Here is a 12,909-nt window from a genome sequence, read left to right on the forward strand (position 1 = left end):
CGGGTAAGACCCACCAGCTGCGAATCCATCTGTCGTCGTTGGGTATTCCCATCGTGAACGACCCGTACTATCCGGTGTTCACCTCGGTTCCGGCCGATGACTTCACCCGGCCGTTGCAGCTCCTCGCCCGAGCACTGAATTTCACGGACCCCCTCACCGGTGAACCTAGGCGCTTTGTCAGTGCCCGAACCCTCGAGCTCTGACGGCCGGCATCGTTCGTTCGGACGATTGTGACAATTGGGACGCGAGGTTAGCGTGTCGAGCGAACCATGTCCGATGGAAGAGAAGAGGAGAACAGCGTGAAGCGTCGTATTGCTGTTGTGTTGGGAGCCGCAGTCATCGCCATCGCGTCGCCGGCAGTCGCGGTGGCCGATACCGGAAGCGCGAGCACCGGTAGCGCGAGCGGAGTGTTGGGTGGTTTCGACATGCTGTCGCGGCTCTGGGAGGCCTGCGCGGTGACCATCTTCACCGGTCAGTGCACCGGAGTCGTCGCCACGGACGTGACCTACTGGTAAGGCGCGCCCTGAGCCGACCCCCCAACCGACAAACGCGCGCGCATTCGCCAGACGCTCGCGGAACAGGTAACCATTCCGCGAGCACCCGGCAAGCGCGCGCGCGTTTGTGTCGAGTGAGCCCAAGCCCTACTTGGCCAGCGACCGCGCCATTCCGCGTTCGATGGCGGCGACCAGTTGCGGGCGCAGTTCGGCGGCGGGGACGATGTGGTGCACCGATCCGACGTTCTGTGCTCGCTGGATGTTGTGGATGGCCTCGAATTCGGCTGCCACCTCACCCAGTTTGGCGTTGCGTGCGTTCGCTCGTACGGTGGCCAGTTCGACGCGCAGGGCCGAGCGGGTGGCGTCGTCCGAGGCGTTGTTCAGTGCAGTCTCGAGTTCCTTGACGGTCGGGTCCGCTGCGGTGCGGGCGTTGACGTCGCGGGTGAACACCACTGCTGCGGCCGGGGCACCGCCGAGCACGGAGGCGAAGGAGCCTTCCACTGCGAGGACCTCCATGTTGTCGTTGAGCGCTCCGGAGAACACCACGAAAGCGCCTCCGTGGTAACGCGATACCACGCAGAACACAACCGGTCCGTCGAAGTTGACGATGGCGCGGCCGATCTCGGCACCGTATTCGAGCTGGATGTTGCGCAGCGATTCCGGTGATCCGTCGAAGCCGGAGAGGTTGGCCAGCACCACGATCGGTCGGCTTCCGCTGGCGGCGTTGATGGCGCGTGCTGTCTTCTTCGACGAGTTCGGGAACAGGGTGCCCGAGGTCCACTGATCGGGGCCGTCGGACGGGAACCAGCCCTTACGGGGGATGGCTCGTGATTCGATCCCGATGACGGACACCGGGATTCCGGCGAGGTGGGCGTCGAACACCACGGAGGTGTCGGCGTCGGCCATGTCGGCCCAACGCTCGAGCACCGAGTGATCCTGGTCCACCACGGCGCGCATGACGGTGCGAATGTCGAACGGCTTCTTGCGGTCCGGGTTGGTGACCGAGGAGAAGATGTCGCCGACGGTGGTGAAGTCGCTCGACGGGTGCACGTGCGGGTAGGTACGCACGTCGCGTTCGGTCGGGTCTGCGGTGGCTGCGCGACGTGGGAATCGTTCTCCCGGTGCGGCATACGCGTGGTCGTAGTGCGCGAACAGGATGTCACATGCGGCCCGCAGGTTCGGTGCCCAGTACTGCGCCTGGCCGTTGGGGCCCATGACGCGGTCGTAGCCGCCGATGCCGAAGTTGTCTTCGGCCGAGACGCCGCCGGAGTAGTCCAGGGACTGCTTTCCGGTGAGCACCATGGCACTGTCGGGGGTCATCACCAGGATGCCCTTGGTGTGGGTGAGCATCGTGGCTTCGGCGTTCCAGTACGGCTGTGCGCCGACGTTGATGCCTGCGACGACGATGTTGATCTCACCGCCGGCCTGGGTGAAGGTGATGATGCGACGCAGGCCGCGTGAGACCCAGTCCATGTTCTCGGTGCCCGATTCCATGGAAATCGTTGCACCGGAGGACAATGCGAACCATTCGACGGGTGCGCCGAGTTGCTCGGCGAGGTCGATGGCCGCGACGATTCGCGAGCACTCGGCCTCGGCGACGGTGCCGAGTGCCTTGGTCGGGTCGCCGAACAGTGCGACGCGAGTGATGCCCTCGGGGTATTTGGCCGTCGGTGTGGTGGCCACGCCGACGATGACGCCTGCGGTGTTGCGGCCGTAGGGACGATCGACCGGGGCGAGCACGCCGTCGGCGTCGAAGTCGTACTCGGTGAACGTGCCACCGTTGCTGCTCAGCAACGGGATCAGCTCGTACGGGTACACGGTGCCGCGGGCCTGCGAGCGTTGCACCTTCTGGGTGTACTCGTCGAGTGGACGCATCGGCTCGGTCGGCGGCGGGGTCACCTTGGCCACGATGCCTGCACCGGAACGGTACGACAGGCGCAACGCGACCTCGCGCGGTGTCGCGCCCGGAGTCTCGGCCAGACGCGCGATGAGGGTGATCTCCTCGAGGCCCGCGCCGATCGTCAGCGGCGCGATGTGCCGCGCGATGGTGGCGATGCGGTCGGCGGGCACGTTCAGGACGGGCCAGACATAGAGCACGACGCGGTTGGCGTCGAGGCGCTTCTTGCCGCGTCCGGCCTGAGCGCGGCGGATGCCGTCGAGGCAGGCGGCAACGGTGCGTTCGATTTCCGGTACCGCGACGATGTTTCCGGCGTCGTCCAACTGTGTTGTGACGCCGCGGATCTCGGCGAGTGCGACGAGGCGCTCGTCGGAGGGGTTGGCCTTCGACGTCAGGTGGAAAAGGTACGTTCCGGCGCTGGCGGGCAACCGGACACCGTCGAAGTTCTTCAGCCGCCACAGGTCGAGTCGCTGACCGGTCAGCGGATGCATGTCTCGAATGATCGTGTCCTCGGCGAGAGGCTCGGATCCTTCGGCCGTGGTGCGACGGTAGGTCATCTTGCGGGTGTCGGAACCGAAGGCGGTCACCGTCACGCGGCGCCAGTGGCCCGTGCCCGGGTGGGCAGCCAACACGGCTTGGAGCTGGGCCGAGAGTTCGTCGCCGTCGGTCGGAGCGTCCGGCCAGGACAGGTAGAGATCCACCGCCAGGTTCTCCGGTGCCGGTCCGGCGATGTCGTCGACCGAATCCAGAGTTGCTGCGAGCGAGTCGAAATCGGTTGCGGTCGATACCAGGTGCAGCCGTTCGCCCGAGAGCTCGAAGTTGCCGGTGACGAAGTGCTTGCCGTCGCGGTCGAAGGCCTTGACGTCTTCGAGGGTGCGGATCTCGTAGTACTGACGGGTGATCACTTCGAGCAGGGCACCGGGATCGGTGATGCGTTGTGCCAGTAGCTCGATCAACGGCTCCGGGGTGGAGACCAGAGCTGCGATGCGGGCCGAGTAGTCGGCGGCGTCGGGGTTCTCGGCAAGGTACTGCAGGCTGCCACGGACGCCGTCGTAGATCTTCTCGCGTGCACTGCGGATCTGCGGCTCGTCGAACAGCCGGAAGCGCAGGTTGCGAGCGACGTCGCCGATGACCGGGTAGCGGGCCTGGGTGGCACCGATGAGGCGCTCGAGTACCTCGGCCATGGCCGGGGTGGCTTCGGGCTGCGCGGAGCAGTCGCTGAGCCAGTGGCCGAGCAGGGCCGCGATGACCGGAACCTGGTTCTCCATGCGCTGCAGAGCGAGGAAGACGCGGTAGACGGCCTCTTCGAGTTCGGGGGTACGGCCCTCGTCGATGGCGGCATCGTAATGCGCGAGTGCGCGAGTGAGCTTGGCGCGGAACGAATCCGGGAGACCCTGAACGTCTGCGTCGAGCGAGTGCAGGAACGAGTGGAAGTGCTCACGAGGGGAGTGGACGCGCTCGTCGTTGCTTTCCTCGTCCATCGTCGGCCTGTTGCGAGAGAGCTCGCAGATATCGGCGAACGTGTTGAGCAGATCCAGCTCGGCCGAGACCAGACCCGAATCGTTGCGCGGCACGTCGGCACGCAGAGTCTCGTAGGTGGACAACAGGTTTCGCGCTCGGGCTCCGCTGACGTCGAAACCGGTGATGAGTGCGGCGAGTTCGTCGAGTCGGTCCAGTGCCCGACGCTGCGGCGAACGCTGTGCGGCATCGTCGATACCGCGGAACTGCACGCGCGGTGCCTGCTCGGAGACCTTCTGCTCACCGGCCTGATCGACGCGCAGCAGTGCCGCTCCGGCGTCGACCTGGCCGTTGACCGAGGCCAGTACCTCACGCACGGTGCCTGCGTAGGGGGACCGGACGGCGGTTTCCATCTTCATCGATTCGAGGACGACGAGAGTCTGACCCGCTTCGACCTCGTCGCCGACGGCGACCGGGACGGCGACGACGACGGCGGGTGCCGGTGCGCGGACCAGTCCGGCCTCGTCCTGCGAGATCTGGTGGCTGATGCCGTCGACCTCGACGAGGAAGTGCGCGGCTCCGGCGACGGTGACCACCTGGTAGCGACGGTCGCCGATGACGAGGCGGCTCTCGTAGGTGCCGAGGCGTTCGACGTCGACCTGCAGATCGCCGATGCCGTCACCGTCGATGCTGTAGCGGTGCGTGCCGGTCTGGCCGACCTCGAGCTTGTAGGCCTGACCCTGGTAGTTCAGCTCGACCGTGCGGCCGATGGCATGGGTGGCGCGCGGCCGGCCGCCGCGTGCGGAGCTGAGGAACGCGGTGCGCTCGCGGCCTTCCTCGGCGTCGTAGGCGTCGATGGCCGCGGCGATGATGGCGATGTCGGCGACGGCGGTCGGGCCCACCTGAGAGCCGGCCTCGGTGCGGTCGAGCCAGCCGGTGTCGGCGGAGGCGGAGATGACCTCCTCGCGGTCGAGCAGGCTCAGCAGAAACGATTTGGTGGTGGTGCCGCCGTCGATGACGACGGTGGTCTCACGCAGCGCGTTGCGCAACCGCGCCAGCGCTTCGCTGCGGTCGCGGCCCCAGGCGATGACCTTGGCGACCATCGAGTCGTAGTCGGGCGGGATGACGTCGCCCTGCGCGATACCGGTGTCGACGCGGATGCCGGTGCCGAGCGGGAACTTGAGCAGCTCGACGGTGCCGGGAGCCGGAGCGAAGCCGTTGTCGGCGTCCTCGGCGTTGAGGCGAGCCTCGACGGCGTGGCCGAACTCGGTGGGGCATTCACCGGGCAGTGCCTGGCCGTCGGCGACGAGGATCTGCAGCTTCACCAGGTCGATGCCGGTGGTGTATTCGGTGATGGGGTGCTCGACCTGGAGGCGGGTGTTGACCTCGAGGAACGTGAAGATCTTCTGCTCGGGCTGGTACAAGTACTCGACGGTGCCTGCGCCCTGGTAGCCGGCGGCCTTGACGAGCTCGGCCGAGGCGGTGCGCAGTTCGTCGGCCTGCTCCTTGGTGAGCAGTGGGGAGCTGGACTCCTCGATGACCTTCTGGTTGCGGCGCTGGATGGAGCAGTCGCGCACGCCCGGGGCCCAGACGTTGCCGTGGCTGTCGGCGATGACCTGGACCTCGACGTGGCGAGCATCGGTGACGAGCCGTTCGAGGAAGACGACGGGGTCGCCGAACGAGCGCTCGGCCTCACCCTGGGTACGTTCGAGGGACAGTTCGAGTTCGTCCTCGTGGAAGACCTTGCGGATACCGCGGCCGCCGCCGCCGGAGCGGGCCTTGATGATCAGCGGGTAGCCGATCGCCGCTGCGTGACGCCTGGCGTCGGCGCGGGTTTCGACGGGTCCGCCGGACCACGGTGCGACGGGAACGCCGACCTTCTCGGCGAGGATCTTGGCCTCGACCTTGTCGCCGAGCAGGCGCATCGCGTCGGCCGACGGGCCGATGAAGGTGATGTTCAGGCGCGCGACGAGGTCGGCGAACGTCGGGTCCTCGGCGACGAAGCCCCAGCCGACCCACACCGCGTCGGCACCGGACTCGACCAGCGCCGCCTCGAGGACGCCGTAGTCGAGGTAGGCCGAGCCGCTCGCAGGCTTGCGCAGTGTGACCGCTTCGTCGGCCTGGCGGACGAACATGGCCCGCTTCTCCGCCTCGGTGTGCAGCGCTACGGTGCGGATGCCGTAATCGTGTTCGGCGTTGAGCTCTCGGACGGCTCGGATCAGGCGTACTGCTGCCTCGCCTCGGTTGACTACTGCAATCCGCTTGAACAACGTATCTCTCTTCGCTCGGTGTGGGCGCACCGCGTCGGTGCACTCGATGGAACGTGGATTGGTGCCGGGCATGTCGATTTCTCGTCCATCGTGCGGCACTCCGATCGGCTCATTCTAACGGTAACGAGGCCGTGTGCATCGCCAACGGCGTTCGGCGTGAGTGTGATTGATCACCAACAAGTGAATCATATTCTGTGGCAAGCAATTTCGCTCCGAAGTTGCTGTCGGGTTCTATTCACCTCGCTAACGTACTCGCGAGTAGCGTTGGCGCGTGGCGTAATTCGACATTCGACGACTTTCGTTGCTACCGGCGAGTACATTACTGGCGGGTACAACTCGGGCCGATCGGCTCGAGTTGGTTCGCTCGTCGCCGAGTGCGGTCTCCCTCACCTGTCGCCCTCGCTCGCCCGTGGCAGTCGCAGCGCGTTGACCCACAGCCTCGTCGCCGTCGCGAGCAGATCCTCGGAGTCCGCGGGCGGGAGACCGTCTGCGGCGTCGACGACGAAGTGATTGAACGCGAGCCGACTGATCATCGAGGACAGTGCGCGCGAGGCGAGCAGGGGATCGAGTTCCGCGTCGGCCAGACCGCGGCTCTGCAGGCTCTCGATGCTGCGGGCGTTGCGCCTGACGAAGGCATCGGCGCGTTCACGGCGGAGGCGTCGGAACTCGGGATCGATGTTCGAGACCTGCTCGAGCAGTGCCATCAGCTTCGCGTTGCGGCGGTATGCCTCGAAGTACGCACGGTTGCTCGCGGCGATCACGGCAACCGGATCGTCGTGCGGGTTCACTCGCTCGGTTCCGGGATGCAGCATGTCGTCTCTGGCCTGCTCGAGCACTGCGGCCAGGATCTCTTCCTTGCTGGTGAAATAGGTGTAGAAGGTGCCGGCGGAGCATCGAGCAGCGCGGGTGATGTCGATCAACCGGGAGTCGAGGTAACCGCTGTCCTCGAAGACGCGACGCGCGGCGGCCACGAGCGAGGTACGGGTTCGCAGCCCGCGCGGGGTGGTCGGCAGCTCCCGATTCGGCAGCTCACGGTCTGGCTCCGGCGCGGCAGGCATTCAGTCTTTATACGTCATCGTCAGCGCGCGTCCGGGCGGATGAACCGGGAGAATCTCACCCCGCTGTCGAACTGGCGTGATTCGAGGTGCTGGAACCGCTCCGCGGGGAACGGATCGGGGCCGATTCCCGACGAGAACAGGCCGATGCCCCTGCCGAGCACGACGGGATTGACCTTGAGGAACAGCTCGTCGATCTCGGGCAGCAGTTGACCCGCCAGGTTTCCACCTCCGCAGATCCAGACGTCGTACTCGGAATCCTCTGCCTTCAGGCTCCTGACCAGTCCGATCGGATCCTCGTTGACGACGGTGAGGGTGGGGTCGTCCGACGGTGCGAGGGTGCGGGAGAAGACGTACTGGCGCAGGTGGGGATAGGGGCTGGTGATACCGACGTCGAGCGCCGGTTGCAACGTCTCGCGGCCCATGAGGAGAGTGTCGAATCGAGCGGGTGGACCGTCCAGGCCGAACATGGCGCGAACGTGGACCGGCAACGTCTCGGGCAGCTCGGCCACGATGGCGTCGAGATGATCGCCGTCGGGCACGAAACAGTCGTAGTTGCCATCGGGTGCAGCGATGAACCCGTCGAGGGTGACGGCGATGTAGTAGACCAGGTTGCGCATTCGGCTCCTGTCGTGTTCGACGGGTGAAAACCCGTGGGCTTGCGGGGTATGTCGCTGTGGGGGATCCAGCGACCGAAGTCGGTCTTTGTGAACCAGCACTAGAACGTATTTTGTGTGCTCAGGACGCAACGAACAACCGGTTTTCAGCGGCTAGTCTGGCCCGGGTGTGCAAACACCGTCCCTGAAACGGACGACCATTCGAGTATTTGTGGGGAAACTGTGACGGCTGCAGCGGCTACCGGTCGTGAACACGACGACGAGCTCAAGAGCAGGGTTCAACGCCTGCTGCGCTTTCTTCGCGAAATCGTCGAGGCGCGTTCGAACCCGGTGCTGCGCTTCGACGACCACGTGCAGGTCGAATGGATCCATGCCGGTGACGTTCCCATGCAGCTCGACCCACGCGCCAAGCAGGGTGGTGTGGTGCTCCGTGCACCGCGCATCGCGGTCGACGATCCGCCCGAGCCGCCGGCGCTGCTGTCGGGTTGGCTCGACCCACAGGTCGTTGCAGACAGTCGCTATCGCGAACTCGAGCTGGCCGACGCATCCTCGGTGACGTCTCGTCGTCGAGCGGAGGCGCAGGAGTCCGATGCGGACTTCGACATTCGCAAGGCCTACGAGATCAAGCAGGCCTTCGAGGAGTACTCGAAGTCGTGGAAGGAATGGGCGCAGGAGGATCGGGATCGGCGTCCGCAGGCCGCTCTGTACCAGGCTCTGCAGCTGATGATGCAGGAGCTTGCATCGCGACCCGAGTCGATCGAACTCGTGGTGGCCTCGGGGTTGCTGACCTCGAGCAACACAGATCCGCAGCGCAGCGTGCGCACTCACCTCATCACTCAATCGGCCAGTATCGAACGGGACGTGCGTACCGGTGATCTGCTGGTTCGTCTCGCCGCGAGCACCACGGCGCGGCTCGAGGACGGCCAGCTGCTGACCGCCTCGGACGATTTCGACACCTCCGGCTCGGTCGCCTTGGCACAGGAACTGCACGACACCGTCACCTCACCCATCGGGGCAGGCGTCGAACAGTTATTGAGGAACTGGGCGTCGCGGGTGCCGCGGCACGATATCGAGGTACTCGATCGTCTCGGGCCGCCCGGGGCACTCGCCTACATCGACGACGACCGCACGCTCACCGTCTCACCTGCCCTCGTTCTCCGCGTTCGAGACTCGTTCGCACTGGTCGAGTACTACGAACAGATGATCGCCGACCTCGAGTTCGCCGACTCTCCGGTACCGCTCGGGCTCGCTCAACTGGTCGATGCCATCGAGCCGGCCGATCGGATCGCGTGGCTCGAACGCACGGGAGCGGGGGAGTCCGCGGCACTGGCGGAGGACCCGCTGTTTCCGTTGCCGGCCAACGCCGAGCAGTCGCAGATCATCGAACGGCTGGGGCGTGACAGCGGCGTCGTGGTCGAAGGACCGCCCGGAACGGGCAAGACTCACACGATCGCCAACCTCATGTCCGGGCTCCTTGCGCGCGGTCAACGGGTTCTGGTCACTAGTGAAAAGTCACAAGCTTTGCGCGTGCTGCGGGACAAGCTCCCGCCGGAGCTGCAGGAGCTCTGCGTATCCATCACCGACCTCTCCCGCGGTGGTTCCGACGAGCTCAACCGCAGCGTCGCGAAGATCGCCGAGCGCAAGACCTCCTTCGACGAGGCCAGCGAGGTGCAGAAGATCGAGGCACTGACGACGCAGCGCGCAGCGGCTCTGGCCAGGCGGGCCGAGTTGCTCGATCGTGTCAGCGCGCTCCGCGAGTCCGAAACTGTTGTGCACGAATACGTTTCCGATGGATACGACGGCACGGTGTCGTCCATCGTGCGCAAGGTCAAGGCCGCCGAAGGTGCCCACGAGTGGCTGCCCGGCCCACTGTTCGCCGATCGACCACCTCTCGACGGTGCCCAGGTCGATCAGCTTCGTAAGCTCATCGCCGGCTCCGACGGGACTCGAGAGCTTCGCTCGCGTCAGGTGCTGCCGCGTCCCGAGACCATGCTGCCGAACTCGGCCGAACTGGCATCGCTCTGCCAGCGCGCAGGTGCGCGCATCGACGCTTCCTCGCCCCAGGCCGCCGAGCTCGTGTCGTTGCTCGACGGCGTGGAACCCGCCGTGGCCTCGGAGATCAGGCAACTGTGCGAGGAGCTCGCCGCTCGGGTGCGAGCGGTCGTCGAACTCGACAGCTCGTACCTACGCCTCACCGATTCCGTGCTGTCCGGCGAGGCCGCCCACCTGTGGTCTCGGGTCAGCGGAATCGACGCGATGGTCGAGACTGCCGCTGCGTCCGATCGCTATGTCGGTGCGCACGACGTGCAGTGCTCGACGAGCTCACCGGCGGCACTCACGGCGATGGATGCGTTCGCCGGCGCGTTGGAGTCGGGTATCGAGTGGAAGCCCCGGTTCCGTCGCAGCGAGGAGCAGAAGGCCGTCGAGGCACTCGATATCGTCGCTACCGTCGACGGGCAACCTGCGACGACGGCGATGGCTGCGCGTCTGGTGGCCGAACATATTCGCGCGCTCGAGACCGTGCAGACCGCAGCGGTGCTGCTGGCCGACCTCGCGATCGTCGTTCCGCTCGACGGCACACGGTCGATTCGCGTCAACAACGTGGCGCGGATTGCCGACAGGCTGGGTCTGGTGTCTGCAGTCGTCGCTGCTCGCGACGCCCTGGTGCACCGGCTGTACACCATTTCGCCTGCGGCACCGTGGATTCGGAGCCTGGCCGACGCTCGGGAAGTCGCCGGGGCAGCCGACGCCATCGCCACGCGTATCGACATCGATGCCGCACGCGCCGAGCTCGACGCCCTGCAGTTCGCGGTTGCCACTCGTATCGACGCCGGGCCGTCGCCCGAGGGCTCGAATCTGGTGAGTGCGTTGAGCACCGCGGATCCGTTGGAACTGGCTGCCGCCGTTGCGGCGTACTCGCAAGCGTGTTCCGAGCAGGAGGATCAACTGCTGCTCGAATCGATGTCGGCGTCGCTGTCCGAGGTCGCACCCGCGTTGTTCGACTTGGTCAGGGACACTGCCGGTGATGTCGAATGGGACGAGCTGAGCTGGCAGATGTCCAAGGCCTGGGCGTGGCGTCGGGCACGCGAGTGGGTCGGCGAGCAGCACCACGGCGGCCTCGAGCAGCAACTCGAGGCGGAGTTGGCCGCTGCGGATACCGACATCGCTTACCTCACAACACGTCTCGCCGCTGCCAGTGCCTGGCGCAACAGTCTCGAGCGAATGACGGCCGTCGAGGTGCGGGCGCTGCAGACCTATCGCGAGCACATCTCCAGCATCGGCTCGGGAGCCGGTAAGTACGCCGAAACCTACCGCAGTGCAGCACGATCGGCGATGCGTGAGGCGCAGAGTGCCGTGCCCGCCTGGGTCATGCCACTCTCGCAGGTGCTCGCGTCCATCCCGCCGGTGCCGGGCAGTTTCGACGTCGTCATCGTCGACGAGGCGAGTCAGGCCGACATCACCAGTCTCTTCCTGCTGTATCTCGCACCCCGGGTGATCGTGGTGGGCGACGACAGGCAGTGCGCGCCGGCCGATGTTCCACAGACCGGCACACTCGAGGACGTGTTCGATCGGTTGGACGTCTACCTGCCCGATCTACCGGAACACGTGCGTGCGACGCTGACCCCGAGGTCGAGCCTGTTCTCGATGCTGCGCACCCGGTTCGGTCAGGTGGTGCGGCTGCGTGAGCACTTCCGTTCGATGCCCGAGATCATCAACTGGTCGAGTCAGCAGTTCTACGGAGATTCCCCGCTCGTTCCCGTGCGGCAGTTCGGCGCGGATCGACTACCGCCGCTGCGGCACACGCACGTTCGCGGAGCGACGGTGACCGGAAAGAACGCGTCACTGGTCAACCGGACCGAGGCCATTGCGATCGCCGACCAGATCGCCGAGTGCCTCGAAGACTCCGCGTACGACAACCTGACCTTCGGAGTGGTTGTGCTGCAGGGCCAATCGCAGGTCGACGAGATTCGCAACGAGTTGATCAAGCGGATCGGTATCGAGCAGTGGGAGCAGCGTCGACTTCGCGTCGGTACGCCGCCGGACTTCCAGGGCGACGAACGGAACGTCGTGTTCCTGTCGATGGTGGTGGCACCCGATCAGAATTTCGCCACCCTCACCGCCAATCAGTACAAGCGGCGGTTCAACGTGGCAGCGTCGCGGGCACAGGATCAGCTGTGGCTCTTCCACTCGGTCACGGTCGATCGTCTCAAGCGAGCGGACCTGCGCAACTCGTTGCTGAGTTACGTCACCTCCTTCTCGCCCGCTCCGGCCGATCCCATGCCGGTCGATGTCTCGCGCGAGGTCCGGAAGGCCCCCTTCGAGACGCTGCTCGAGCAGCAGCTGTGGAACGACCTCGTCGAGAGAGGTTTTCACGTCAATCCCGGTGTCGAGGTGAACAACAGGCGTCTCGCCCTGGTCGTCACCGGCGACTCCTCGCGGCTCGCCGTCGAGTGCGACGGCGACACGTTCCTGTCGACCCCCGCTCAGCGGTTGGCGGATCTGCAGCGTGAGCAGGAGCTCAAAAGGTGCGGTTGGACGTTCTGGCGGGTGCGTGAATCCGAGTACTACCTGGACCGCGAGGCGGCGCTGGAAAGCCTCTGGGCCACGTTGGCCCATCTGGGAATCAAGCCGAACAGCGTTGTCGTGGAGGGTCTCGAGAGCTCGGACGAGTCCTGGACCCCGGTTCCACTCGAGTCCTCGCAGTTCGACGATTCCGGCGTCTTCGAGACGTCCACGCACGCAGACTCACCCGCGCGCCACGAGTCGGTGCTGTCTCTGTGGACCATGCCGCGCATCGACATTCCCACCGAGGAGCCGTCCGCGTCGCAAGCTCGCGGAGCCGACCGCGAAGGATCGGCACCGACGACAACCAACGGTTCCGGAAGCACCGACGGAGCGGAAGTCCAGAACGGTTCGCGACCGACCAACGGTTCGCGACCGACCAACGGTTCGGGAATGACGAACGGTGTGTCTCCCACCAACGGTGCCGGTCGTGTCAACGGCTCCGGAGGTGCCAACGGTGCCGGGGCTGCTCACGGATCCGGTACCGGGGAGTCCGACGGTTCCCATGGCACCGCTCGGCCGATCGAGTCCTCGGCGCCGAGCCTCTCGACCACC

The 12,909-nt window shown here is 66.0% G+C and carries 5 protein-coding genes and 1 pseudogene; 3 read left to right on the top strand and 3 right to left on the bottom strand.

Features of this window, described 5'->3' with window-relative positions:
• A pseudogene (locus A2J02_RS28820) lies at positions 1–203 on the top strand (pseudouridine synthase); the annotation flags it as partial.
• A gap of 96 nt (positions 204–299) precedes the next feature.
• Positions 300–515 carry a hypothetical protein gene (locus A2J02_RS21525; RefSeq protein WP_143536553.1) on the top strand — a complete coding sequence of 72 codons (216 nt, stop codon included), beginning with the start codon at positions 300–302 and terminating at the stop codon, positions 513–515.
• Positions 516–641: 126 nt separating this feature from the next.
• Here the strand turns inward: A2J02_RS21525 and A2J02_RS21530 are convergent, their stop codons facing one another.
• The 3 genes from A2J02_RS21530 to A2J02_RS21540 all read right to left on the bottom strand — a co-directional run bounded on the left by A2J02_RS21530 (position 642) and on the right by A2J02_RS21540 (position 7,794).
• Positions 642–6,119 carry an ATP-binding protein gene (locus tag A2J02_RS21530; protein ID WP_068053335.1) on the bottom strand — a complete coding sequence of 1,826 codons (5,478 nt, stop codon included), beginning with the start codon at positions 6,117–6,119 and terminating at the stop codon, positions 642–644.
• A 386-nt stretch (positions 6,120–6,505) separates the two neighbouring features.
• Positions 6,506–7,177, bottom strand: a complete 672-nt coding sequence (locus A2J02_RS21535; protein ID WP_068053330.1) for a TetR/AcrR family transcriptional regulator — start codon at positions 7,175–7,177, stop codon at positions 6,506–6,508.
• Between the two features lie 20 nt (positions 7,178–7,197).
• The gene (locus A2J02_RS21540) at positions 7,198–7,794 is read right to left on the bottom strand and encodes a dihydrofolate reductase family protein (RefSeq protein WP_068053333.1); all 597 of its coding nucleotides are present in this window, start codon (positions 7,792–7,794) and stop codon (positions 7,198–7,200) included.
• A 219-nt stretch (positions 7,795–8,013) separates the two neighbouring features.
• Between A2J02_RS21540 and A2J02_RS21545 the strand changes: the two genes are divergently transcribed.
• Positions 8,014–12,909 (top strand): AAA domain-containing protein (locus tag A2J02_RS21545; RefSeq protein ID WP_231893941.1); only part of this gene is annotated, 4,896 nt, incomplete at its 3' end.

This window comes from Rhodococcus sp. EPR-147 (assembly GCF_001647185.1).
In the GTDB taxonomy this organism is placed as follows: Bacteria; Actinomycetota; Actinomycetes; order Mycobacteriales; family Mycobacteriaceae; genus Rhodococcoides.